The sequence below is a fragment of the Rhizobium sp. SVR5-2C genome, from assembly GCF_056755115.1.
On sequence record NZ_JBNDHT010000109.1, the window covers coordinates 1 to 24,223 of the forward strand.

20 protein-coding genes are annotated in these 24,223 nt (G+C 61.9%); 7 read left to right on the forward strand and 13 right to left on the reverse strand.

Annotated elements, in window-relative coordinates; translation table 11 throughout:
• Window positions 1-17: 17 nt before the first annotated feature.
• Genes speC through ACPYOI_RS25490 form a run of 3 tightly spaced genes read left to right on the forward strand, consistent with a single transcriptional unit; the run spans window position 18 to window position 4,702 of the window.
• Complete coding sequence (speC, locus tag ACPYOI_RS25480; protein WP_481418774.1) at window positions 18-2,381, forward strand: ornithine decarboxylase; 2,364 nt, start codon at window positions 18-20, stop codon at window positions 2,379-2,381.
• Window positions 2,382-2,399: 18 nt separating this feature from the next.
• Window positions 2,400-3,758, forward strand: a complete 1,359-nt coding sequence (potE, locus tag ACPYOI_RS25485; RefSeq protein ID WP_481418773.1) for a putrescine-ornithine antiporter — start codon at window positions 2,400-2,402, stop codon at window positions 3,756-3,758.
• 17 nt (window positions 3,759-3,775) lie between these two features.
• Complete coding sequence (locus tag ACPYOI_RS25490; protein WP_481418772.1) at window positions 3,776-4,702, forward strand: amino acid ABC transporter substrate-binding protein; 927 nt, start codon at window positions 3,776-3,778, stop codon at window positions 4,700-4,702.
• A 157-nt stretch (window positions 4,703-4,859) separates the two neighbouring features.
• Here ACPYOI_RS25490 and ACPYOI_RS25495 read toward each other — a convergent pair whose 3' ends face one another.
• From ACPYOI_RS25495 to ACPYOI_RS25555, 13 genes are all read right to left on the reverse strand, one after another.
• Window positions 4,860-5,936 (reverse strand): ABC transporter ATP-binding protein, encoded by a 1,077-nt coding sequence (locus tag ACPYOI_RS25495; protein ID WP_481418771.1) that lies wholly within the window; start codon window positions 5,934-5,936, stop codon window positions 4,860-4,862.
• A 1-nt stretch (window position 5,937) separates the two neighbouring features.
• Window positions 5,938-7,866, reverse strand: coding sequence for a glycoside hydrolase family 127 protein (locus ACPYOI_RS25500; protein WP_481418770.1), 1,929 nt, complete (start codon window positions 7,864-7,866; stop codon window positions 5,938-5,940).
• Between the two features lie 27 nt (window positions 7,867-7,893).
• Window positions 7,894-8,757, reverse strand: coding sequence for a carbohydrate ABC transporter permease (locus ACPYOI_RS25505; RefSeq protein ID WP_481418769.1), 864 nt, complete (start codon window positions 8,755-8,757; stop codon window positions 7,894-7,896).
• Entirely contained in the window at window positions 8,754-9,668 is a 915-nt protein-coding gene (locus tag ACPYOI_RS25510; RefSeq protein ID WP_481418768.1) for a carbohydrate ABC transporter permease, read from the reverse strand. The genes ACPYOI_RS25505 and ACPYOI_RS25510 overlap by 4 nt, the downstream gene beginning before the upstream one ends.
• Window positions 9,669-9,752: 84 nt before the next feature.
• On the reverse strand, window positions 9,753-10,991 hold the full coding sequence (locus ACPYOI_RS25515; protein WP_481423542.1) for an ABC transporter substrate-binding protein: 1,239 nt from the start codon (window positions 10,989-10,991) through the stop codon (window positions 9,753-9,755).
• Between the two features lie 40 nt (window positions 10,992-11,031).
• Window positions 11,032-12,096 carry a LacI family DNA-binding transcriptional regulator gene (locus ACPYOI_RS25520; protein ID WP_481418766.1) on the reverse strand — a complete coding sequence of 355 codons (1,065 nt, stop codon included), beginning with the start codon at window positions 12,094-12,096 and terminating at the stop codon, window positions 11,032-11,034.
• A 123-nt stretch (window positions 12,097-12,219) separates the two neighbouring features.
• Entirely contained in the window at window positions 12,220-12,984 is a 765-nt protein-coding gene (locus ACPYOI_RS25525) for a FadR/GntR family transcriptional regulator (protein ID WP_481418765.1), read from the reverse strand.
• A 25-nt stretch (window positions 12,985-13,009) separates the two neighbouring features.
• On the reverse strand, window positions 13,010-14,077 hold the full coding sequence (locus tag ACPYOI_RS25530; protein ID WP_481418764.1) for a four-carbon acid sugar kinase family protein: 1,068 nt from the start codon (window positions 14,075-14,077) through the stop codon (window positions 13,010-13,012).
• Entirely contained in the window at window positions 14,074-15,066 is a 993-nt protein-coding gene (locus tag ACPYOI_RS25535; RefSeq protein WP_481418763.1) for an ABC transporter ATP-binding protein, read from the reverse strand. Before ACPYOI_RS25535 ends, ACPYOI_RS25530 begins: the two co-directional genes overlap by 4 nt.
• Window positions 15,066-16,070 carry an ABC transporter ATP-binding protein gene (locus ACPYOI_RS25540; RefSeq protein WP_481418762.1) on the reverse strand — a complete coding sequence of 335 codons (1,005 nt, stop codon included), beginning with the start codon at window positions 16,068-16,070 and terminating at the stop codon, window positions 15,066-15,068. The genes ACPYOI_RS25535 and ACPYOI_RS25540 overlap by 1 nt, the downstream gene beginning before the upstream one ends.
• Window positions 16,070-17,029, reverse strand: a complete 960-nt coding sequence (locus tag ACPYOI_RS25545; RefSeq protein ID WP_481418761.1) for an ABC transporter permease — start codon at window positions 17,027-17,029, stop codon at window positions 16,070-16,072. The genes ACPYOI_RS25540 and ACPYOI_RS25545 overlap by 1 nt, the downstream gene beginning before the upstream one ends.
• A gap of 2 nt (window positions 17,030-17,031) precedes the next feature.
• The gene (locus ACPYOI_RS25550) at window positions 17,032-17,988 is read right to left on the reverse strand and encodes an ABC transporter permease (RefSeq protein ID WP_481418760.1); all 957 of its coding nucleotides are present in this window, start codon (window positions 17,986-17,988) and stop codon (window positions 17,032-17,034) included.
• A 135-nt stretch (window positions 17,989-18,123) separates the two neighbouring features.
• Entirely contained in the window at window positions 18,124-19,764 is a 1,641-nt protein-coding gene (locus ACPYOI_RS25555; RefSeq protein ID WP_481418759.1) for an ABC transporter substrate-binding protein, read from the reverse strand.
• A 278-nt stretch (window positions 19,765-20,042) separates the two neighbouring features.
• On the opposite strand from ACPYOI_RS25555, the gene ACPYOI_RS25560 reads away from it, so the two are divergent.
• From ACPYOI_RS25560 to ACPYOI_RS25575, 4 genes are all read left to right on the forward strand, one after another.
• Complete coding sequence (locus tag ACPYOI_RS25560) at window positions 20,043-20,948, forward strand: dihydrodipicolinate synthase family protein (protein ID WP_481418758.1); 906 nt, start codon at window positions 20,043-20,045, stop codon at window positions 20,946-20,948.
• A gap of 12 nt (window positions 20,949-20,960) precedes the next feature.
• Entirely contained in the window at window positions 20,961-22,145 is a 1,185-nt protein-coding gene (locus ACPYOI_RS25565) for a sialidase family protein (protein WP_481423543.1), read from the forward strand.
• Window positions 22,146-22,468: 323 nt separating this feature from the next.
• Window positions 22,469-23,602 carry an iron-containing alcohol dehydrogenase gene (locus ACPYOI_RS25570; protein WP_481419961.1) on the forward strand — a complete coding sequence of 378 codons (1,134 nt, stop codon included), beginning with the start codon at window positions 22,469-22,471 and terminating at the stop codon, window positions 23,600-23,602.
• Window positions 23,603-23,629: 27 nt separating this feature from the next.
• Window positions 23,630-24,223: 4-hydroxythreonine-4-phosphate dehydrogenase PdxA (locus tag ACPYOI_RS25575; protein WP_481423544.1), on the forward strand; the 594-nt coding region annotated here is incomplete at its 3' end.

Below are 24,223 nucleotides of genomic sequence, written 5' to 3' on the forward strand. Positions count from 1 at the left end.
GCAGAAGGACAGCAACAATGATCCCGCGCGATGTGAAGTCTCCGACCGTGGCCATACCGTTTCACAGGATGCTGAAGGTCGTAGCCGTTGTGGATCGCGGCAATCCGCAGGTGCAGGAGCTGCTCGCGCAGATTGCTGCGGAAAACGTCGAGGTGGAGTTGCGCGACGACTATTCCGCCGACGTCTCCGAGGATGCGTCCGTCGGCGCTTATATCGGCTCGGTCGAGGGTGGGCGCTTGGCGGATGCGCGCGCCTTCCTTCGCTCCGTCCGGGACGGCGGTTTCCGCACCCCGATCTGGGCGATGGCGGATATGCTGACGATCGCGGACATGGATGTCGTCGAGATGGCCGGCGAGGTGGACGGCTTCGTCTATCTCGGCCAGCAGACGCCCACATTTTATGCCAAGCAGATCATCTCCAGCCTGGTCAACTACGGCAAGTCGTTGCTGCCGCCGTTCTTTGGCGGCATGATGGCCTATGATGGTGAAGCCAACATCGCCTTCGATTGCCCTGGTCATCAGGGCGGGCAGTTCTATCGAAAATCACCGGCCGGGCAGCTCTTCTTCAAGTATTTCGGCGAGAGCATCTTCCGCAATGATCTCTGTAACGCCGACGTCGATCTTGGCGACCTGCTGATCCACGAAGGGCCCGCGGCGGAAGCTCAGAAGCAGGCGGCGCGCATCTTCGGTGCGGACCGCACTTACTTCATCCTGAATGGAACGAGTACCTCCAACAAGGTCGTCGCCAATGCGGTGCTGAGGGCTGGCGACCTCGTGCTCTTCGATCGCAACAATCACAAGTCTCTTCATCAGGGCGCTCTTGTGCAGGCTGGCGCCATCCCGATTTATCTGCCCACAGCCCGCAATTCGTTCGGCATGATCGGAGCCGTCGATTGGGAGGCGTGGGACGAGACCTGGCTGCGGCAGCAGATTGAGGCGCATCCGCTCGTTGCCGACAAGAGCCGTGCCACCGCCGACAGACCCTTCCGGCTCGCCTGTATCCAGCTCGCCACTTATGACGGCACTATCTACAACGTCCGCCAGGTCATGGAGAAGATTGGGCATCTTTGCGACTACGTGCTCTGGGACGAGGCCTGGATCGGATACAACGCGTTTCATCCGCTCTTCGAGGGCCACAGCCCGATGCGCCTTAAGGACTTGCAGCCCGACATGCCGGGGCTCTTCTCGACGCAATCGGTGCACAAGCAGGGAGCGGGTTTTTCGCAGGCATCGCAGATCCACAAGCGGGACGAACATATTCGCGATCAGCGCAGGTTCATCGAGCACAAGCGCTTCAATGAATCCCTGCTGATGCACGTCTCGACATCGCCATTCTACCCGCTCTTCGCCTCTCTTGACGTCAACGCCAAGGTGCACGAGGGCAAGGCGGGCGAAATGCTCTGGGATCGCTGCATCGGATTGGGGATCGAGGTGCGCAAGAAGCTGCGCGGCTTCGTGCAGCACTATGAGACCAAGGCCGCAAATCCCGAGGAGCAGTGGTTCTTCGATCCCTTCGTGCCCGATAAGATCACGGTTTCGGGTTCAAAGCATACTGATGACATCGCCGAGACGCGGTGGGAGGATGTTCCGACCGACGTGCTGAAGCGCGAGCAGCAGTGCTGGCGGTTCGATCCGGAGGCAAAGTGGCATGGTTATGCCGGCTATGCGCCTGGCTACACCATGGTCGATCCCAACAAGCTGACGCTGCTCACGCCCGGCATCGACCGGAAGACGGGTGAATATCGCGAGTTCGGCATTCCGGCGACGGTGGTCGCCAATTATCTGCGCGAGCAGCGGGTCGTGCCGGAAAAGTGCGACCTGAACAGCCTGCTCTTCCTGCTCACGCCGGCGGAAGACGAGAGCAAGCTGAATACGCTCGTTGCCAAACTGGTGAAGTTCAAGAACCTCTGGGATCGCGACGCGCCGCTACAAGAGGTGCTGCCGACCGTGTTTGCGGCCAATCGCGAGCGCTATGCGGGCTACACGGTTCGGCAGGTCTGCAAGGAGATGCATTCCTTCTACCGCAATGCCGGCGTCAAGGAATTGCAGCGCCTCTGCTTCCGCTCCGAGAGTTTTCCGGAGCCGGCGCTCGCTCCCAAGCAGGCCTATGAGGCGCTCGTGGCCAACAATGTCGACTATGTGCCACTGACAGAGGCCGCCGGCCGCATCTCGGCGACGCTAGCGCTGATCTATCCGCCGGGCATCGGCGTGATCGTGCCGGGAGAGCGCTGGGACGACAGGGCGCGTCCGATGCGGGACTATTTCCTCGCTTTCGAGGAGTCCTTCAACCGCTTCCCCGGCTTCAATTACGAAGTACAGGGCGTGTTCCAGGAACGGGTCGATGGGCGCATCAAGTTCTATACGTATGTCGTGCGCGAGTAGGGACGGGAGGATTTCACCATGACCGATAACACGATGCACCTCGCGACCGAGGCCACGGCCAAGAAGAAGATGAACCTGGTGCAGCTCACCTTCATCGTCGCCGTCAACATGATGGGATCTGGCATCATCATGCTGCCGGCCAACATGGCGCAGGTCGGGGCTATCTCGCTGCTCTCCTGGCTGGTTACCGCCGTCGGCTCGATGGCGATCGCCTACGGATTTGCGCAGGCCGGACTGTTCAATCAGCGGCCGGGCGGCATGTCCGCCTATGCGGAGGATGCCTACGGAAAGGACGGCTACTTCTTGGTGTTCTTCCTGTATTTTCTCTCGCTTGCCGTCGGCAATGTTGCGATCGGCATTTCTGCGGTGGGTTACCTCGCCGGGTTCTTTCCGGCATTGACCTCGACCCCCGTGATGACGTGCCTGGCCCTGATCGTCCTCCTGTGGCTGACGACAGCTGCCAATTTCGGTGGTCCGCGCATAACCGGACGCATCGGCTCGGTCACGGTATGGGGCGTCATCATTCCTGTGGGGCTGCTTTCCATCATAGGCTGGTTCTGGTTCAGCTCCAGCACCTTCGCGGCCGCTTGGAATCCGAAGGGGTTGACGCTCGCCCAGGGGATGGGGTCGAGCATTTCCCTGACGCTGTGGGCCTTTCTCGGCATGGAGTCGGCGGCACAAAATTCGGACGCTGTGGAGAATCCGAAGCGTGACGTGCCGCTTGCCTGCATGTTCGGCACGCTAGGGGCGGCCGTTATCTACATCCTGTCGACAACCGTCATCCAGGGGATTGTCCCCAATGCCGATCTCGCTGCATCGACCGGGCCGTTTGCGCTTGCCTATGCCACCATGTTCAACCCGACAATCGGTTCGGTGATCATGGCGCTCGCCGTGCTGGCCTGCCTCGGCTCGCTTCTCGGCTGGCAGTTCACGATCGCGCAGACCGCACGTACGGCGGCTCAGGAAAGGATGTTTCCTGCCGTATTCTCCCGCGTGAACGAGATGGGTGCGCCGGTCCGCGGCATGATTATCCTCGGCATCGTCCAGACATGCCTTGCTCTCATGACTATTTCGCCGACGCTCAGTGAACAGTTCTCGGCTCTGGTCAACCTCGCCGTTGTGACGAACGTGCTGCCCTACATCATCGCGCTGTCGGCGCTATTCGTCATGATGAAGGCTGCGGGCGTGCCGGAGGCGAAGTACCGGTTGAACGCCTTCATCGCCATGGTCGGCATGCTCTACAGCGTGTTTGCCATCTATGCCTCCGGCAAGGACGCGGTGCTTGGCGGCATGCTGGTGACAGGCATCGGTTTCATCATCTACGGCCTGATCGCACCCCGCTTCGCCAGCGGCGTGAACCGCGCACCGGCCGAGTAGCGCAGGGAGGACCAATCATGCCAACGAACAAAGGTCGCTGGACCGCAATAGTTGCCTCCATCTTCGTCGGGGCGATCGCATCGACCGCTTGGACGTCCGCTAACGCACAGACGCTGGACCGTATTCGCCAAAGCAGTTCGCTCAGGCTGGGGTACGACGCGGATGCGAGGCCGTTTTCTTTCAAAACGGAGCAGGGAGCGCCTGATGGCTATGCGGTCGCCCTCTGCAACAAGATTGCCGACAGCGTGAAGGCAGAGCTGAACCTGCCGCAGCTCAATGCCGAATGGGTTCCTCTTGCTGGTGATGCGCGGATGCGTGCCATACAGGATGGCGTTGTAGATCTCGTCTGCGGAGCTGAGCCTGTAACGCTCAGCCGCAGGCAGGAAGTCTCATTCTCGATCCCCATTTTCCCGAGCGGCACCGGGGCTGTCGTCAGCACCAGCGCGCCGCTGGCATTGCGCGAAGTCTTGGAATACGGCGAACCGTCGAGCCGTCCCGTCTGGCGCGGCGCGCCAGCCCGGACCATCCTTGAGCACAAGACGTTCTCGTCGGTCGCAGGCACCACAAGCGAGCGCTGGCTGTCCGACAAGATCAAGACCTTCCAGCTTGCCGCAACGACGACCCCGGTGGACAGCTATCAGCAGGGGATCGAGCGTGTCCTCGATGGTCAATCGGCTGTGCTTTTCGGCGACATGCCGCTCTTGATGGACGCCGCTGCCCGTAGCGACAATTCCGGTAATCTCATCGTCCTGGAGCGCCATTTCACCTATGAACCGCTTGGTCTTGAACTGGCGCGCGGAGACGAGGACTTCCGCCTGTCCGTCGACCGCGCCCTCAGCCAGACCTATGCTTCGGAGGGTTTCCGTACCTTCTTCGCAACATGGTTCGGCCCGCCGGATGAGGCGACCGTAACATTCTTCCGGCAGACGGCGCTGCCGGAATAGGAGCGTTTCTCACGACGTTCCGAATGCAACCGCGATGATTTGCCGAGGTGGCTCTGATCTCTCCGCTGCTGCCAGACAAGCCGCTGTCTGATCGACCGCGGGCTATTTGGGCAGGCTTTTTCGCCCGGCCAATCGGAGTATCACAGTCATATTGTTGTTATAGTGCCCTCGCTCCTCGTTCATCGAAGACACGCAGATCAGACGCTGCCGCCGCGAGGATGATTTCGGCGCCTGGTGCGATGGGGGCGGGGGAGCGATGTTCGACCGTCACCGGCTGGCGGTCGGCAAGCTGGCAGTAGAGGTATTGTGTTCCTCCGAGGTATTCCGAAAACTCGACACTGGCGCGCAAGATGCCATCCACATCACTGGATGCGACGCGCAGATGTTCCGGGCGGACACCGAAGGTCACGCTGCTACCCGGGCCAAGACTTTTGCCGGAGACGGGCGTTTGCAACGAATGTCCGCTGATGCCGATCTTGCCAGCACCCCGCCACTCGGCATTCAGCAGGTTCATCCGTGGCGATCCTATGAAACCGGCGACGAAAGTGTTCGACGGGTTCTCGTAGATCTCGCGTGGCGTTCCGGCCTGTTCGATGCGCCCGTCGCGCAGCACGACGATCTTGTCTGCCAGCGTCATCGCCTCCGTCTGGTCGTGCGTGACGTAGATCATCGTATTGCCGAGTTCGCGATGGAGGCGGGCGATTTCGATGCGCATCGAAACGCGCAGTTCCGCATCGAGATTGGATAGCGGCTCGTCGAAGAGGAACACCTCCGGCTTGCGGACGATCGCCCTGCCGATCGCCACGCGCTGGCGTTGGCCGCCGGAAAGCTGGCCCGGCCGCCGGTCGAGAAGATGGTCGATCTTCAGGATCGCGGAGGCAGCCTTGACGCGGACCTCGATCTCACTGCGGTCGGTATGCGCCATCTTCAGCCCAAAGGCGAGATTGTCGCGCACGCTCATATGCGGGTAGAGCGCGTAGGACTGGAACACCATGGCGATGCCGCGTTCGGAAGGATCGAGATCGGTGACGGTTCGTCCCTTTATCTCGATCTCCCCGTCGGTGACCTCTTCCAGGCCTGCGATCATGCGCAGCAGCGTCGACTTTCCGCAGCCGGAAGGTCCCACGAAGACGACGAAGGAGCCTTCGTCGATCGAAAGGTCGATCCCATGGATCACATCCAGACTGCCGAAGCTCTTGCGTATCCCGGTCAGTACGACGCCGGTATCAGCCATCTTATTCACCACGCACTTCGCCCGCTCTCACCCATACCAGCATCTCGCCGGGCGCGCGATTGTCCCAGAAGGGATAGGGCACGAAGCGGGCGGTCGTCTTCTTCGCCTTCGGCGGGGAGGTCCGGTAAAGCGCCGGTCCCCAATCGGCCTCGTCTCGCGTAACCGGTACGTCAAGCGCGATCGCACCGCCCATCCCTTCGATCTCATCGGTCTTGGCGGCGGTGACATCGGATGCAATCCTGATGCCGTTCAGGCCAGCGCCGTTGTCGGTTTCCTCGACGCAATAAACGAGCGGCCCGCGCATGACGGCCGTGCGGCCGGCATCCTGCCGGACCAGCGGATTGGCGAAGAGCGTGCGGGCAACGAGCGGAACGTCGAGGTCGACATGATCGCCGGCTTTCCATTCGCGTTCGATGCGGGCATAGCCGTCGACCGTGACGGCAGCGAGATCGAACGCCTCGCCGTTGACCTTGAGTGTGGCGCCGTCGGCCCATTCCGGAATGCGAAGGGAAAGCGCAAACCTCGACGGCCTGTCAGGCGACACGTCGAAGCGGATCGCGCCCTTCCAGGGATAGTGGGTCTTCTGGGAAAGTTCGACCTTCGCACCGGCGAGCTCGAAGCGCGCTTTGCTTTCCCCATAGAGGTGGACGGCGATCTCGTCTTCGGCAACCGCATACATGTAGGAGCCGACGGAAGCTAGCAGGCGGGCGATGTTCGGCGGGCAGCAGGGGCAATGGTGCCAGATCCACCGGTGGTGCTTGCCGGCGCTTTCCAGCGGGTTTTCGTAGAAGAACCGCGTGCCGTCGAGCGAGAGACCGGCCATGGCGCCGTTATAGAGGGCCTGTTCCATGATGTCGGCATAGCGCCGGTTCGGGCCGCGGCCCAGCATGCGGCTGGCCCAGAAGACGAGGCCGACGGAGGCGCAAGTCTCGGCATAGGCGCTCTCGTTCGGCAGGTCGTAATAGTCGGTGAAGCCCTCGTTGGATGCCGCCGGCCCGATGCCGCCGGTGATGTACATCTGCTTGGTGGTGAGATCGTCCCAAAGAGTCTCAAGCGCTGCCGTCAGCGTGTCGTCATTATATTCGGTGGCGATATCGGCCATGCCGGCATAGAGGTACATGGCGCGCACCGCGTGGCCGACGACCTTCTTCTGCTCGCGGACCGGAAGATGCGCCTGGCCATATTCATAGGTCTTCTGGTGGAAGTCGGCGGCGCTGCGGCTGTCGCGGATTGCCTCCTCGGTGAAGAAATGCGGCTCCTTGCCGCGCTCGTCGATGAAGAACTTCGACAGGTCGAGATACTTCTTCTCGCCCGTCACGCGCGCCAGCTTGACCAGTGCAAGCTCGATCTCCTCATGGCCGCAGTAGCCGGGAATCTGGCCTTCGCCATGGCCGAAAACCCTGATCATGTAGTCGGCAAAGCGGCTCATGATGTCGAGCAGCTTCCGCTTTCCGGTGGCCTGGTAATAGGCGACGGCGCCCTCTATCAGATGGCCGGCGCAATAGAGCTCGTGATGGTCGCGCAGGTTTGTCCAGCGGCGGTCCGGCTGGACGCGCTGGAACCAGGCGTTCAGATAGCCATCCTTGTCCTGCAGCTTCTCGTACATGTCAATGATCTGGTCGACGCGGGCTTCGAGCTTCGGGTTCGAGCGACGGTAGAGGGAGTAGGCGACGGTCTCGATCGACTTGCCGAGATCGCTGTCCCAGAACATCTGCGTCGTGCCGCCCCAGGGGCCGATCGGAATGACGATGCCGGGGCTTGGCTGGTTCACGTCGATGGCGCGCAGCATTCCGGCCTCGACACAGCGGTCGAGCAGCGTCTCGGCCGTTGAATCGCAGATGGCATCCTGCCGGTCTCCGAAGAGACCCTGCAACTCGACGCCCGGAACGGGCAGGGGGCGGAACTGGCGGTCTCTCTTCAGCTTGTTCATGGCTTCATCCGTTTCGTTGAAAGATCATCATTTCACCGCGCCGGCCATCAGCCCGCGCATGTAGTAGCGTTGCAGGAGCAGGAAGACGATCAGGCAGGGGATCGTCATGACGATGACGCCGGCCTGGACCGCTCCCCAGTTGACCGCGCCGAGCCGGCCGGCACGAACTGCCGTCATGAGGACGGGCAGCGTGTATTTCTCGTTGCTGGAGAGCAGCACGAGGGCGGCCAGGAATTCGTTCCAGGCATTCAGGAAGGCAAAGATCGCAACCGTCGCGACGCCCGGAAGCACCAGCGGCAAAAGTACCCGGGCAAGCAGCTTGAGGTCGCGGGCGCCGTCTATGCGCGCTGCCTCCTCGATTTCCTTCGGCACGGCGTCGAAGGCATTGCGCATCATGAAGACGGAAAAGGGCAACTGCAGTGTCACATAGACGAGCGTCAGCCCGAGCAGCGAATTGTTGAGGCCGAGCCTGGCGAGGATGATGAAGAGGGGCGTCAGGATCGACTGGAACGGGATCATCAGCGTGGCGATGATCAGCACGAAAAGGGCGTTCTTCAGCGGGAAGCGGTAACGGGAGAAGCCGTAGCCGGCAAGCAGGCTGACGGCGACGGTCAGGACCACCGTCGCCAGCGAGACGAAAAGCGAATTGACCATATGCCGCCATATGCCGGCACCGAAGCTGTCGAGCACGGCATAGGCATCCAAGCTCACGCCGCTCGTCGGCCATGGCGGTAGGGGCGGCAGGCCGGACTCCGTCCCGTGCCGGAAGGAGGCAAGCAGCGTGATGACGAAGGGCGCCAGGAAGAAGATGGAAATGGCGATACCCGTCACATGATAGGCGGAGGCGGCGCGGAGGGCCTTGCGCGCGCGTCTTTCCTTGGTTGAGATCATGGCCTTTCCTCCCCGACCCGCAACAGCCAGAGCTGCACGATGCTGATCGCGACAAGGATGGCGAGCAGGGCGATCGAGAGTGCTGCGCCATAGCCGAGATTGAAGGACACGAAGGATTGGTTGAAGATGTAGTAGACGACCGAGATCATCTTGTTCTGCGGCCCGCCTGACGTCATGATGTAGAACTGGTCGAATGCGAGGATCGAGCCGGTGACGGAGACGATGAGCGCCAGCGCGATCGTGCGGCGCATCAGCGGCAGCGTCAGGTGCCTGAACCGCTGCCAGCGACCGGCGCCGTCGATTCGCGCGGCCTCCGTCAGCTCCGCCGGGATCGCCTGCAGACCGGTAAGCAGGATGATCATAGTGAAGCCGGCGATCTTCCAGACCACCATCACGATGATCGTCAGGAAGGCGGTGTCAAAGTTCGCCATGATGTTCGGGCTGCGCTCGACGATGCCGAGCGCGCGCAAAGCCGGACCGAAGAAGCCGCTATCGACATTGGCAAGCCACACCCAGAGCAGCGATGCGGTGGCAAGCCCGACGACGACCGGCAGGAAGATGATGGTGCGATAGGTGCCGACGAAGCGGCGTTGCCGCTCAACGAAGAGCGCCAGAGGAAAGGCGACGGCGAAGATAGCAATGGTGACGATCACCGTATAATAGGCCGTGAAATTGAGCGCGGCCATGAAGCGGTTGTCGTGGAACATGCGGGTATAGTTGGCAAAGCCGATCCAGCGGGAGGCACCCATCAGCGGCCAGTTGTGGAGGCTCATCCAGCCGGTGAAGAGCACGGGCATGACGAAGAAGACGATGACGAGCGCCATGGCCGGCGCAATGTAGAGAAGGCCGCGCCACTGCGACTTCCGCCGTCTTCGGGCTGCGCCTATGCGCTGCGCACCGGAACCGGTCATCGAAACCTCCGCATTTCATGATGTCGATCAGTCGAGGGGTCGGCCGGGGAACTGCCACCGCTCCCCGGCCACGGCCGGGAGAGATTATTGGCCGCTGTCTATGATCGACTGCATCTCGGATTGTGCATTCGAGAAGGCTCCATCGACGTCGTCGCCGTAGATCGCGGCATTGGTGAATGTCGCCCAGGGACCGTTGGCGCTGTTGATGAGGTCGTTGAACTGCAGCGTATAGGGCGTCTTGGCAACAGAGATCGCCTTCAACCCCACCTGCATCCGCGGATCGAGACCTGCGAGCACCTGCTCGGCTATGTCGCCGCGCGTCGGCAGGCTGCCGTATTTTGCCATCACCTTCTGGCCGTCCATGGAATAGATGTATTCGAGGAATTCCTTCACGCCGTCGAGCTTCTTCGTGCCCTTGGTGATGACGAAGTTATCGCCGCCCGCAAAGGAAGAAGGCTTGCCGTCGACGCTGGGGATCAGCGTCACGCCGAAGTTGATCTCGGGATGCTGGGTCACCAGGGTGCCGATCGCGAAGGCGCCGAGGCTCTGCTGCCCGATCTTGCCGTTCGGGAAAGTCAGGAAGTTAACGCCATTGTCGCTTGCCGCACCTGCCGGCACGAGGTCCTTCTTGACCATGTTGCGATAGATATCGACGGCCTTGCGCATCTGCGGCGTATCGAGCGTCGCAGTCTTGCCGTCCTCAGAGAGAATATCGGCGCCCGCGCCCCAGACGAGTGGCGTGAAGGTGAAGATCATGCAACCGCCGCAGCTGCCGCCGGAGAAATAGAAGCCGTAGGTATCGTCGCCGAGCTTGCGGATCTTCTCTGCGTTGGCCGTAATCTCTTCCCATGTGGCCGGTGCCTTTTCAGGATCGAGCCCGGCCTTCTTGTAGAGATCCTTGTTCCAGGCGAAGACCGAGGTCTCGACGGAGAGCGGCAGGCCGTAGATGCGGTCCTGGTAGGTGCCGAGGCGCACATGCGAGGGCGAAAGCGAATTGAAATAGGGAAGCTGCTTGGCCCAGTCGGTGAGGTCCTCGAGCTGACCGGCGGCGGCAAAGGCCGGTGTGTAGATCAGATCCATCGACAGTGCATCGGGCGCCTGGCCGCCGGCGATCGCGGTCGCATATTTTTGTACCAGTTCACTGAAGGGCACTTCGGTCGCGACGACCTGGTTCTCGTGGCTGGTGTTGTAGGCCTCGACGACCTTCTTGAAGCCATCGCCGATGCCGGTCCGGACCCACATTTCGATTTTTTCGGCTGCCGAGGCGCCGGACGCCAGGCAGAGGGTGGCAACGCTCGTCGCCAACAAAAGACGCTTGATCATGGCACTCCTCCCAATATGGCGCGTCTCCTTCGCGCCGTTGCTATATTCCGAGGGTGTCCCCCCCGCATGACTGCCGCACGATAAGCCTGCACGGCAATTTCCTGATGCCGGGCTCCACCATCCGGCCTTCCGCCAGGGCAAGAACCGTAAGCCCCGCCTGACGTCCCAATTCCCTCAATTCCATGTCCACCGTCGTCAGCGGCGGCCGCGTCTGGGCCGCGACGATCTCCCAATTGTCGAAGCCGACCACCGAGACGTCCTGCGGAACCTTGATGCCTCTCTCCCGCAGAGCATCGATGACGCCCCGTGCGATCTGATCGTTGCCGCAGAAGATCCCATCCGGTCTCTCCGCAGCGCGGTTCCATATCGCCGCTATCGCATCGTGGCCCCAGCTCTCGGACCAGACGCCAGACATGACTTCCGCATCCCGACCGACGATCGCCCGGTAGGAGGCCGCACGCTCGCGAACCGAGAAGAAGTCCTCGGGCCCGGTGATATGGACGATCCGTCGCCGTCCAAGCTTGCGCAGCCACTCGACCGCCAGCCTGGCACCTTGCTCGTCATCCGACCGGAAGCTCACGCTATCTGGCGCTCCCTCCGTGAAGGCGTAGACGACCGGCACATGCAAATTGGACAAATCCACCGGCAACCGTCTGTCAAGACGCTTTCCCGTCGCGATTATCCCGTCCACCTGTTTGTCGAGCATCGCCTCGACATGAACCTGGCCGAGAGCGGGATCGTCTTCGATCGCGCACAGGAAAACCGAAACGCCGTGATCGACGAGAGCCTCGGATATGCCCGCCATGACCGGCAGCGTGAAGCGGCCGTAAGTGTCGTTCGTCAGGAGTCCGATCGTGAAGCTCCGCTTGCTGAGGAGACCCCTTGCCAAGGCATTCGGCCGGTATCCGATCTCCGCGGCGATACGCTTCACGCGTTCACGCGTGTCATCGGTCATTCGGCCGGTATCGTTCAGCGCTTTCGATGCTGTCGATATGCTAATTCCGGCAGCCCTCGCCACTTCGTGAATGGTGGTCCTGCCTGTTTTTTTCCCCGTGAGTATCAGCTGCTCCTCCGTCGCACCTGAGATGAGAAAAGCTTTTACCACGACGCTTGTCAAGCGGGAAAAGGTTTTCTCGCAAGGTGGCTGGGATGCGAAGGAGAGCAGCCTGCAGCTCCTCGTCCTCGAAGGCGCGACCTCCCCGGTGTCGATGCGAAACTTCGAAAGACCTCAGAAGGACAGATCGAGCACGCGGCCTTCGAAAAGGCGGTCTCGGGAGCCTTCGAGATGCGCGCGCATCAGGTCGCGCGCCTCGTCGGCTCTGCCCTCGGCAATGGCCTTGTAGATGGCATTGTGCTCCTGGAATACCTGTTCGAGGCCCTGGCGGGGGCCGAGCAGCGAGAGGCCGTGAAGATGCATGCCGACGGCGATATGCGCTTTCAGGGCGTCGATCGAGGCGGTGTAATAGTGATTGTTGGCAGCCTCGGTGACGGCGCGATGGAAGATGAAGTCGGCATCGGCGCGATGCAGCTGGTGGCTGGTCGCTTCCCTCAGATCGGCAAGCGCGTCGGCGATCTTCTGAAGCGCTGCCTCATCCCGGCGTTTGGCCGCGAAATAGGCGGCCGCCGGCTCGATCGTCAGGCGGAATTCGTAGCAGCGCTGGATATCGGCGATCGTCTTGACCGGCGAATAGGCGAGCTGCGCCGTCGGCGAGCCCTGTGCGCTGACGAAGGTGCCGGCTCCCTGACGGGCGTAGACGATCCCTTGTTCACGCAGTCGGGCCAAGGCATCGCGGACGATCGGACGTGAAACGCCGAGCATCGAAGCAAGCTCGTGCTCGCCCGGCAGACGGGAATCCGGCGGATAATTGCCGGTCCGGATGCGCTCCAGGAGCTGGTCGAAAACGCGGTCGACCAGTTTCACGGCCTTGCCGCGTTCCGGCCGCGGCGGTGCCCCCGCCTGCGAATTCACTGATGCGCCGTTCGCTTCATCCACTCTCATTCTCCCTGCTGGCATCCGTCTATGCCGCCTGATTTCGGGGAACCAGTCTTAGCAAACTATCGGAATTGCCAAAGCCTCCCGACTTGATGGCGCAACGGAACTGCCGTCCTGCGCCATCGGTCAGATCGAACCAGGGAATGCCGGCTTCGATCTCGCCTTTCGGCCGAACGACCCGCACCCCCAATCCGCGAAAGACGGCAAGCGCGGTATCCCCGCCGCCGACCATCAGCATTTCCGGCCCCGTCACAACTATGACCGATTTCACACCCTGCGCAAAGCGCGCCGCGACCTGCGCAGCCTCATGCGATATTTCTCCTGTGCAACGCAAGAGCGCAGGCAGCCGTATATTCCCGACCGGTTCGACTTCTCCCATCGGTGCATCGATCACGGTCGCCAGGGTTCCGGAACTTTCCAGCCGTTCCATCTGGCGGGCGGTGATCGGATCGCGCGAGCCGAACGCAAAGAGCGTTTCCGCCCGAACTTCGAAACCCTGGTGCTGGGTACCGGCGTGGCCGCGGCCGAGATGGCGGGCGAGGGCGGCGCCAAGACCGCGCGCCCCGACGGCGAGAACCGATGCCCAGTCGTTTTCCGCCACGATCCGGTCGAGGTCCGCATCGCTTTCGGCATCCCCAATCGCGAGTCTTTCGGAGCGTCCGGCAAAGAGAGCGGCAATCGGCAAGGGCGTGTCGACGCCGCGTCCGACGACAGAGCCGCCGGAGGTAAACCGTTGCTGATCCGGGATTGCCGGTGCAATCAGGATGCTTTCGCGCTCGAATACGCCAGCAAGCGCCGCACTTTCGGCGGCGACATTTCCCTTCAGCCTGGAATCGATCTTCTTCATGACGATCGCCGGAGCCGCAGCCGCAAGCTTTTGACCGGCGGCCCGGACCACTTTGGTCGCCTCGTCGCCGGAAAGCGCCCGCGAGGCCGTGTTGACGACGACCACTTCAGCGCCTGTGGCAATGGCTTCCTCGATCGCCCCTGCGTCCACGGCGACGGCGACAGACAGGCCCGCCTCGACGAAGGGCGTGCCGGTGTCGAGCGAGCCCGTCAGATCATCGGCGATCACGGCAGCCTTCAAGCTCATGCGGTCTGTCCCGGATTGACGGCATGGCAGGCGACGAGATGGCCGGGCTTTGCCTCCGTCCAAGCCGGCACCACCTTGCTGCAGACCTCCATGGCGATCGGGCAGCGTGTATGGAAGCGGCAACCGGATGGCGGGCTGAGGGGGCTCGGCACATCGCCCTGCAGGATCTGGCGCTTGCGGTTCCTCTCATGCTCCGGGTCGGTTTCGGGCACAGCCGAAAGCAGCGCCTTTGTATAGGGATGCAGCGGGTTGTCGAAAAGCTCCTCGCGCGTCGCAAGCTCGGCCAGCCGACCGAGATACATGACGCCGACGCGGGTGCTGATATGGCGTACGACGGCGAGATCATGGGCGATGAAGAGGTAGGTTAGGCCGTATTTTTCCTGCAGGTCGAGTAGCAGGTTGATGATCTGCGCCTGGATCGAGACGTCGAGCGCCGAGATCGCCTCGTCGCAGACGATGAATTTCGGCTGGCAGGCGAGCGCGCGGGCGATCGCGACACGCTGGCGCTGGCCGCCGGAAAGCTCGTGCGGATAGCGCTGCGCAAAGCGTGGCGGCAGACCGACATCGGTCAGGAGGGCCGCGACGCGGTCCTTCAGCTCTGCCTTCGTGGCGAGCTTGTGGAAGAGGATGGGTTCGGCGATCGCCTCGCCGATCGTCATGCGGGGATTGAGCGTCGAATAGGGATCCTGGAAGACGATCTGCAGGTCGCGCCGGAAGGGACGCATCTGCTTCTCGCCGAGCGTGGCCAGATCCTGGCCCTTGTAGACGACCCGGCCGCTGGTGGCGCGATAAAGATTGAGGATGGTGAAGCCGGTCGTCGATTTGCCGCAGCCGGATTCACCGACGAGGGAGAGCGTCTCGCCTTCCATGATGTCGAGGTCGACGTTGTCGAGCGCATAGACGGTGGCCGCGCGTTCTCCGAAGGCGCCGAGCTTGACGTGGAAATGCTTGACCAGGCCTTCGACCTTGAGGAGCGGTTGCGCACCCATCATGCAGCCTCCTGCATTCTCTGAACGACGAAACATGCGGCGCGGTGATCGCTGGCGCCGGCGAGTGGCTCGAGCTTGGGCACCTGCTCGTGGCAGATCGCCTCGGCCAGCGGACAACGCGGCGCAAACGGACATCCCTTCGGCCGGCGACCGGGCTCCGGCGGCGTCCCGCCGATCGAACTAAGCCGGCTTGCCGGCGCATCCGAAAGCTTGGGGATCGAGGAAAGCAGGCCGCGCGTGTAAGGATGGCTCGGGCGGGCATAAAGCTCGTCCACCGGTGCATCCTCGACGACGGTGCCGGCATAGAGAACGGCGACGCGATCGACGAGACCGGCGATCAGCGCCAGATCGTGGGTGATCCAGACGACGGACATGCCGAGCTTGGCCCGCAGTTCCTTCACGAGATCGACGATCTGCGCCTGGATCGTCACGTCGAGCGCCGTGGTCGGCTCGTCGGCGATCAAAAGCTTCGGATTGCAGGCAAGGCCGATCGCGATCATCACGCGCTGGCGCATGCCGCCCGAAAGCTCGTGCGGATAAGCCATCAGCCGCTCTTCCGGGCCTGGGATGCCGACGAGGCGCAGCAACTCGACGGCACGGGCGCAGGCCTCCGCCTTGCTTATCTTGCTGTGATAGATCAGCGGCTCGCAGATCTGGTCGCCGACGCGCATGACCGGGTTGAGCGAGGTCATCGGGTCCTGGAAGACGAAGCCGATATCGCCGCCTCGCACCTTGCGCAGCTCCGAATTCGACATCTTCTGCAGGTCGCGGCCGTTGAAATCTGCGCTCCCCTTGGTGACCTTGATCTTGTTCGGCAGGAGCCGCATTAGGCTCAGCATGGTCAGACTTTTACCGCAGCCGGATTCGCCGACGACGCCAAGGGTTTCGCCCTTGTTCACGTGAAGGTCGATACCGTCGACCACCACGGCTGGGCCACGCCTGGTTTCGATCTCGACGGTGAGGTCGCGGACGTCGAGAAGGCGCTCATTCGTCTTGGTGTTCATCACTTGCTCCCCCGCGGATTGAGTGCATCGTTGAGGCCATCGCCGAGGAAGCTGAAGGCAACCGAGGCAAGGCCGAGCACGGCCGCCGGGGCGGCAAGGAGATGCGGATAGTGCTGCCAGACACGCAGGCCGTCCGAGATCATGTTACCCCAACTGGGCGTCGGCGGATTGACGCCAACACCGAGGAAGCTGAAGGCGCTTTCGAGAACCATGGCAGTGCCGAGACCGGCGCTGACGGAGACGATCAGCGGACCCAGCGCATTCGGCACGATATAGCGCTTGATGATGATCCAGTTCGACAGACCGAGCGCCTGCGCCGCCGTGATATAGGGCCTGTTGCGGATGGAAAGCACCTGCGCGCGTACCAGGCGGGCATAGGGTGGCCAGGAGATCAGCGCCATCGATCCGAAGACGAGGATGAAATCTACCCATACCGTCTGGCGGTAGAAGGGGTTGAGCGTCTCCAGGTAGCGCGCTTCCATCCACCTAGTGATCGGCGACTTCAGCGAGGCGTTGATGACGACGACGAGCAGAAGATTGGGGACCGACATCGTCACATCCGTCAGCCACATGATGACGCGGTCGAAGGGATTGCCGAAGAAGCCGGCAACAGCGCCAAGAGTAAGCCCGATCAGCACCGCGAAGACGGTGACGATGACGGCGACCAGGAAGGCGGTGCGCGTGCCGTAGACGACGCGGCTGAAGACATCGCGGCCGAGATCATCCGTCCCGAAGAGATGCGAGAGGGAAGGGGCCGAGTTTCTGGCTGCGAGATCCTGGCTCAGATAATCGTACGGCGTGAGATAGGGACCGAAGATCGCCGCGAAGCCGAGGATCAGCACGACGGCGAGGCCGAAGAGCGCGAGCTTGTTGCGCTTCAGGCGGTGCCAGGCATCGCGCCATAGGTTGACCGGCGGCTCGTCGACCGTCTCGACCGTGGAGAGGGGAATGGCGGACATGATCAGCGGCTCCTTCTCGAATCGCCGGCGCGCGGATCGAGCAGCGGATAGAGCACATCGACCAGCAGGTTCGACACCATGACCAGGAAAGACCCGATCAGCGTGATCGCAAGAATGACGGGATAATCGGAATTGGTGAGTGCCTGCACGGTCAACCGGCCGAGGCCCGGAAGACCGAAGACGAGCTCGACGAAGATCGCGCCGTTGACGATCGTGATCATGATGAGGCCGAGCTGGGTGACGACCGGTGTCAGCACCGGGCGCAGGATATGCTTCAGCGCGACGACAATCTCCGGCACGCCCTTGGCGCGGGCGGTGCGGACGAAATCTTCCGACAGCACCTCGATGACGGCGGCGCGCGTCTGGCGCACGATGAGCGCGATCGGCTGGAAGGACAGCACGATGAGCGGCAGGATGATGCGCACGTCGAAGATGCCACCCCAGCCATAGGGCACCTTGATCATCGGCAGAAGCACGATCAGCCCCACCATCAGAAGCGGGCCGGCGACATAGGCGGGGACCGCCCAGAGGAAGAGCGCCGAACCGAGGATCGTGTAGTCGATGCGGCTGTTCTGGTTGAGCGCGGCAAGCATGCCGAGCGGAATCGCCACCACGGCCGTCAGGACGATGGCACAGAGCGCGAGCTGGAAGGAGACCGGTGCTGCGGCCGAAACCATTGCCCAGACCGAACGGCCGGAGGTCAGTGAATTGCCGAACTGGCCATGCAGCAGGTTCCAGATGTAAAGGCCGAATTGCTCGATGAAAGGCTTGTTAAGACCGGCGCTCTCGCGGATGGCTTCGATCTTCTGCGGATTATAGGCGACGTCGCCCGGCGCGCGAAGGAAGATCAGTTTGATCGGATCGCCGGCGCCGTAGAAGGCCATCGCATAGACGGCCATCATCACGACCAGTACCGACGGTATCCAGATGGCGAACCGCGTTAGCACATAGCGTAGCAAGGCCACCTCCCACTCTTGCCCGGCGCATGACTGGCGGGAACACCGCAGATGGCCGGTTCTTCTCGAAAGATGCGCGAAGACCCTGCGGCCTTCGCGCCGATGTCAGGCCGTCTCAGGCGGCCTTGGTCGTTGCGGTCAGCCGATGGAAACGTCCCAGGGCGCCACGACCTGCCAGTCAAGGTTCTTCTCCATGGCCTTGACGTCCTTGGTTGCCCAGCGGGACATCGCCTGAGAATACCACGGAATGAACGCCCAATCCTCGCGGAACGCCTTCTGTGCCTCCTGGGCGAGCTTCACGCGGTCCGGATCGTCGGTGGACTTGGTCGCAGCCTCGGCAAGCAGGCTGTCCACCTTGTCGTTCTTGTAGCCGCCGAGCTTGTTCTGGGCGTTGGACGAGGTGGAGGCGATGGAGCCGGCAAGATAGGAAGCTGCATCGGGAACGCGCGTGCCGACGTCGTCGCGGAAGATCTGCACGGAGTTCTGGTCCGGTCCCGCATAGGCGTCTTGCTGCGGCTTCATGTCAACGGCGGTGATGCCGAGGTTCTGGCGCCACTGCTCGGCGATGAACTGTGCAGCTGCCTCGATCGCCGGAGCCGAAATGCCGACGAACATGATCTTCGGCAGACGTTCCGGTCCACCATACTTCGATTCCGCCAAAAGCTTTTTGGCGCCTTCCGGATCGTAAGGGAAGGGCTCGAAGCCGGAATTGTCGGCGCCCGGAACCGAGTTCAGGATCTGGTCCGCCTTCTTGTGCGGTCCATCGGGATAGGAGGCCTTGAACAGGCCGTCGCGATCGACCGCCATGATCAGCGCCTGGCGCACCTTCGGGTCGTCCATTGGCGCGCGGGAGATGTTGAACCAGAAATGCTGGCTCGTCGGAATGATCGGGCCGGCGGAGAATTCCGGGCCAAGATCCTGGATGATCGTCGAGGTGACGAGCTCCGTATGGGCATTGTATTCGCCCGACTTGATGAGCTGCGTTGCCGTGACGTTGTCTTCGATTGAGGCAATCTCGATGCGGGCGAGCTTCGGCTTCGGTCCGAAGAAGTTCTCGTTCGGCTCGAAGGTCAGCGTGCCGGCGTCGATATCGATCGCGGTCAGCTTGAACGGGCCGGAATAGACCGCACTGTTGTCGGGCTTGTACCAGTCTGCGACTTCCTCGCCATCGCTGCCCTTGGACTGCGAAGCCTTGGTGATCGGGATGATGTGGTTGGCAAGGCGCATGAAGAAGATCGGGTCAGCTTCGGTCAGCGTGACGACGACCGTACCCTCGTCCGGGGTGGCAACACCGGAGATCTCCGTGGCAGAGCCTGCGCCGAGTTCCTTGTAGCCTTGAACCTTGCTCAGCACCTGGTCGGCGCGCTGGCTCTTGGTGTTCGGCATGGAAGCGACTTCCCACGAACCCTTGATATCGGCCGAGGTAATCTTGCTGCCATCGGAGAACACGGCCTTCGGATCGATCTTGAAGGTCCAGACCTTCTTGTCGGGCGATTCCCAGCTCGTGAAGACGTAGGGCTTCAGCTTGCCGTCGGCGTCGAAATACATCGGCGAGGCCCACCAGAAGGAATTCCAGCGAAAGGTTCTGCCGCCGCCGCGCAGCGGCGACCAGTCCTGGTCGAAAGCCGGGTTGATAGCCTTAAGCACCTGGCCTTCCTGCGCCTTCACGATGCGGGCGCTTGCGCCGAAAAGAGTGAAGCCGACGCCGGCGGCCAGCCCAAGCTTGAGGGCTTCGCGGCGGGAAATCTGCGAAATGCTTTGGTCGTTGCGAATTGTCATTTGCTCCTCCGTGGCAAGCAGCGCGCTTGTTCGAAAGACCCTCCCCGAAGCCGCGCGACATGGCGTAAAGAGTTGCGCGATAATGTAAATCTGTCAATAAAAAATAACGAAGCGACCGTCGAAACCGCATAACTCAATAATTAATATAGAAAAATCAATAAATTAAAATCCAACGCGCGGTTTTCTAAAATTTGTAAGATTGACAACTCCGGCACGTTGCGATGAATTCAGCACGGTAGGAACGTGCCGGGAAGGCCCGGTTTGAAGAGGAGGATACTTTGAGCGATCACAAGATTACAGGCGTCTACAGCGCCGCCACGACCCCTCTCAATGCCGATGGCAGCCCCGATCTCGGCCTCTTCACCGAACACTGCCGGAGGCTGATCAGCGAAGGTTGCCACGGCGTCGCGTTGCTTGGCACCACCGGCGAGGCCAACTCCTTCTCTTCGGCCGAGCGGCGCACCATCCTCGAAGCGGCGCTTGAGGCCGGCATCCCCGCGGACCAGCTTCTGCCCGGCACCGGCGTGGTTGCCATTCCGGAGACGGTCGAACTCACCAAGCATGCGCTCTCGCTCGGCGTTACCAAGGTGGTGATGCTGCCGCCCTTCTACTACAAGGGCGTCTCCGACGACGGGCTGTTCGCCGCCTATGCGCAGGTGCTGGAGAAGATCGGCGACAGCCGCCTCCAGGTGATCCTCTATCATATTCCGCAGGTTTCCGGCGTTCCGCTCTCCATTCCGCTGATCAGCCGGCTGGTCGAGGCCTTCCCTGAAACCGTGGTCGGCATCAAGGAATCTGCAGGCGATTTCAACAACATGCAGGCAATTATCGCGGCCTGCCCGGGCTTCTCGGTGCTCTGCGGTGCCGATCCGCTGCTGCTGCCGCTTCTGAAGGCCGGCGGCGCCGGCTGCATCACCGCAACCTCCAACCTCGTCGCGAATTCGCTGCGCACCGTCTACGATCATGTTCATGACGAGACGCGTGCTGCCGAGGTCGAAGCTGCGCAGGCGCGCATCAACGCCTTCCGCACGCTGTCGAACTCCTATGTCCAGATCCCGACGATCAAGGCCATGGTCGGTCTGAAGACCGGCAATACTGCCTGGAAGCGTACGCGGCCGCCGCTGGTGCCGCTCAGCGATGCCGAATATGCGACGCTCGCCGAAGGTTACGCGAAGCTGCCGTAAGGGAGGAAACTCATGCAAGCTACAGGCCTGCTGCCGGAGGAGGTTCCGGCTCTGATGGATGGGACGCTTCGGCCAAATGGCGCTCAGCCCGGCCGTTTCGATGCCTATCTGCCGTCTCCGTGCATTCAAAACCATGCCGCCAACCTCGCTTTCCTGGCCGACGGCACGCTTACCTGCGTCTGGTTCGGCGGCACGATGGAGGGCATGGGTGACATCTCCATTTACATGTCGCGGCTTGCGCCGGGAGCCGATCGCTGGTCCAAGCCGGAGAAGATGTCGGATGATCCGGCGAAATCCGAGCAGAATCCGTTGATTTTCACCGCGCCGGATGGCCGGGTCTGGCTGCTCTATACCTCGCAGACGTCCGGCGATCAGGATGGCGCAGTTGTCAAATGCCGGATTTCCGAGGATGGCGGCAAGACCTTCGCACCGGCCTATGTTCTCTGCGACGTGCCGGGCACCTTCGTGCGCCAGCAGATTGTCGTGAACCGCAGCGGCGACTGGCTGCTTCCGGTCTTCCGCTGCATCAGCCTGCCCGACCAGCGCTGGAGCGGTGACGCCGATACGGCCGGCGTGCTGATCTCCCGCGACGGCGGAAAAAGCTGGCAGATGAAGGACATAGCCGATAGCCTGGGCGCCGTGCATATGAATATCCTGCCGCTCGACGGGGACAGGATGGTCGCCTTCTTTCGCGATCGCTATTCCGAGAATGTCCGCGCCTCGCTGTCCTCCGACCAGGGCAAAACCTGGAGCGCGCCTGAGGCGACAAACCTCCCCAACAACAATTCCTCGATCCAGGCTGCGGCCTTGAAAGATCGAAGAATTGCAATGGTTTACAACCACAGCAATGCCGCATCGTCGGATGCGCGACGCCAGTCGCTCTATGATGAGATCGACAGCGACAAGACGGCGAGCGTGGGGGTTTCCGGGGCGGCGGTGCGAAAGGCCGTCTGGGGTGTGCCGCGTGCGCCCCTCAGCCTTGCGGTTTCCGTCGACGAGGGCCGCAGCTTCGAGCGCAAGCTCGATCTCGATACCGGCGACGGCTATTGCCTGAGCAACAATTCGAAAGACATGCTCAATCGCGAGTTCTCCTATCCGTCGATTGTCCAGGGATCCGACGGCGTGCTGCATGTGGCCTATACCTATTACCGGCGCGCCATCAAATATGTGCGACTTCCATTGGAATCAATTGCTTAGCACTCCATGAAAATAGTTGGAGGGGCGCGGTGAGGCTGGATGCCGGAAGGCATTCGGCCTCGCCGTGTCAATAGCGATGTTTACAAGTGTACGACAGATCGTGCGCTTTCCTCTTCACCTGTGCCGGTGTAAGTTTCCGTAAGAAAATTGCTTTTAAGTCAATGTTTTAACGCGGACGCCAGCTGCCTCCTGTCGATGCAGCCTCATCGAAATGGATCGGAAAGCAAGAAAAATCCTTGAGCATTCTTGCTAAAAACCAGCAATTAAGATAACAACTTTACATCATTGACGGCAAGTCCGTTGCGCATCGGGGAGGACCGCAGATGGTCAGTTTGGATTCGCCTATCACCGTTGTCCGGCCGCACCTGATCGAATTCGGCCTCGGGACCGCGGGAAAACTGGGCGCCTGGGCAGCTGATAAGGGCTATTCCCGCACGTTGGTCATTTCCGATGCCTTCAATGCCTCGCGCATCGACCTTTTGCAGTTGAAGGGTCAGGTCTCCGTCTTCTCGGACGTAACGCCTGAGCCGGATATCGGCAATCTTGCCAAGGTGCTCGCAGCGGCCGGGGCGGCGCAGGCCGATCTCATCGTCGGTTTCGGCGGCGGCAGCGCCATGGACCTTGCCAAGTTGGCTGCCGTGCTCACCGGCTCGTCGCAGAGCCTGCGCGACGTCGTCGGGGCAAACAAGGTCCAGGGCCCCCGCAAGGCAGCGCTTGCCCAAGTGCCGACCACGTCTGGAACCGGAAGCGAAGCCGGCATCCGCGCTCTGGTAACCGATCCTGATACTAAGGCGAAGCTTGCCGTCGAGAGCCTGCATATGCTCGCCGACATCGCCGTCATCGACCCGTCGTTGACCTTCTCGGTTCCCGCCCGCACGACGGCCGCGACCGGCGTCGATGCCATGGCGCATTGCGTCGAGGCCTTCACCAATCGCAAGGCACATCCGATGATCGATATCTATGCGATCGAGGGAACGCGGCTCGTCGGCCAATATCTCGCCCGCGCCGTCCGCGATGGTTCGGACGCTGAGGCGCGCGCCGGTCTTTCGCTCGCCTCGCTCTATGGCGGTTTTTGTCTAGGCCCGGTCAACACGGCGGGTGGACATGCGCTCGCCTATCCGCTCGGCACGCGCTGGCATGTCGCCCACGGTGCGGCCAATGCGCTGATTTTCCCGCATGTCCTCGCCTTCAACACGCCGGCGGTGCCGGCAAAGACCAAGGCGGTCATGGAAGCGCTCGGTTACAGCATCCCCGAGAGCATCAAGTCGGTCTTCGATACGGCCTATGCCTTCTGCGCCGAACTCGGCATCGAAATGACGCTGTCCGGCCTCGGCGTGCCGGAAAACGATCTCGACGCCATGGCCGACGACGCTTTCGCCATCCGCCGGCTGCTCGACAACAATCCGCGCGACTTGACCCGCGCCGACATCCGCTCGATCTACGAAGCAGCCTATTGAGCCGAGTTTTCAAGAGGAATTTGACTGATGGACAGGAATGCAAAAGTCGCGGTAACCCTTGGTGATCCCGCCGGCGTAGGCCCTGAGGTGATCGTCAAGGCGCTGGCTGCGCTGCCGGCGGCCGAACGGCGCGATTTCGTCATCGTCGGCAATACGGAAGCGCTGGAGCGGGCGGCGCGTGCAACCGACATCACCCTGCGTTTCGGTCCTTCGGCCTCGGACGACGGAAGCGTCATCGCCGTGGATGAAGTGCCGCTTGGCGCCGCCCTGCCGGAGATCGGCAAGGTCAGCTCCGTCGCGGGCGATGCCTCGGTCCGCTACATCGCTCGCGCCGTCGATCTGGCGATGTCGAAGCAAACCGATGTCATCGTCACCGCACCGATCAACAAGGAGGCGATGAACCTCGCCGGTCATCATTTCGACGGTCATACCGGCCTGCTTGCGCATCTCACCGGCTCCAAGAGCTCCTTCATGCTGCTTGCCTCGGAACGGCTGAACACCATTCACGTTTCCACCCACGTCTCGCTGAAGGGCGCGATCGAGCGGGCGAAGACCGAGCGCGTGCTCGCGACGATCGAAGCCGGACACAATCACTTCATGCGGCTGGGCAAGAAGGCGCGC

Excerpts from the sequence above, each read along its gene's own strand:
- potE (WP_481418773.1), top strand. The coding sequence starts at position 2,400 with ATGACCGATAACACGATGCACCTCGCGACCGAGGCCACGGCCAAGAAG.
- ACPYOI_RS25555 (WP_481418759.1), bottom strand. The coding sequence starts at position 19,764 with ATGACAATTCGCAACGACCAAAGCATTTCGCAGATTTCCCGCCGCGAA.
- speC (WP_481418774.1), top strand. The coding sequence starts at position 18 with ATGATCCCGCGCGATGTGAAGTCTCCGACCGTGGCCATACCGTTTCAC.
- ACPYOI_RS25510 (WP_481418768.1), bottom strand. The coding sequence starts at position 9,668 with ATGACCGGTTCCGGTGCGCAGCGCATAGGCGCAGCCCGAAGACGGCGG.
- ACPYOI_RS25490 (WP_481418772.1), top strand. The coding sequence starts at position 3,776 with ATGCCAACGAACAAAGGTCGCTGGACCGCAATAGTTGCCTCCATCTTC.
- ACPYOI_RS25545 (WP_481418761.1), bottom strand. The coding sequence starts at position 17,029 with ATGTCCGCCATTCCCCTCTCCACGGTCGAGACGGTCGACGAGCCGCCG.
- ACPYOI_RS25495 (WP_481418771.1), bottom strand. The coding sequence starts at position 5,936 with ATGGCTGATACCGGCGTCGTACTGACCGGGATACGCAAGAGCTTCGGC.
- ACPYOI_RS25535 (WP_481418763.1), bottom strand. The coding sequence starts at position 15,066 with ATGGGTGCGCAACCGCTCCTCAAGGTCGAAGGCCTGGTCAAGCATTTC.
- ACPYOI_RS25500 (WP_481418770.1), bottom strand. The coding sequence starts at position 7,866 with ATGAACAAGCTGAAGAGAGACCGCCAGTTCCGCCCCCTGCCCGTTCCG.
- ACPYOI_RS25505 (WP_481418769.1), bottom strand. The coding sequence starts at position 8,757 with ATGATCTCAACCAAGGAAAGACGCGCGCGCAAGGCCCTCCGCGCCGCC.
- ACPYOI_RS25515 (WP_481423542.1), bottom strand. The coding sequence starts at position 10,991 with ATGATCAAGCGTCTTTTGTTGGCGACGAGCGTTGCCACCCTCTGCCTG.
- ACPYOI_RS25530 (WP_481418764.1), bottom strand. The coding sequence starts at position 14,077 with ATGAGCTTGAAGGCTGCCGTGATCGCCGATGATCTGACGGGCTCGCTC.
- ACPYOI_RS25540 (WP_481418762.1), bottom strand. The coding sequence starts at position 16,070 with ATGAACACCAAGACGAATGAGCGCCTTCTCGACGTCCGCGACCTCACC.
- ACPYOI_RS25565 (WP_481423543.1), top strand. The coding sequence starts at position 20,961 with ATGCAAGCTACAGGCCTGCTGCCGGAGGAGGTTCCGGCTCTGATGGAT.
- ACPYOI_RS25570 (WP_481419961.1), top strand. The coding sequence starts at position 22,469 with ATGGTCAGTTTGGATTCGCCTATCACCGTTGTCCGGCCGCACCTGATC.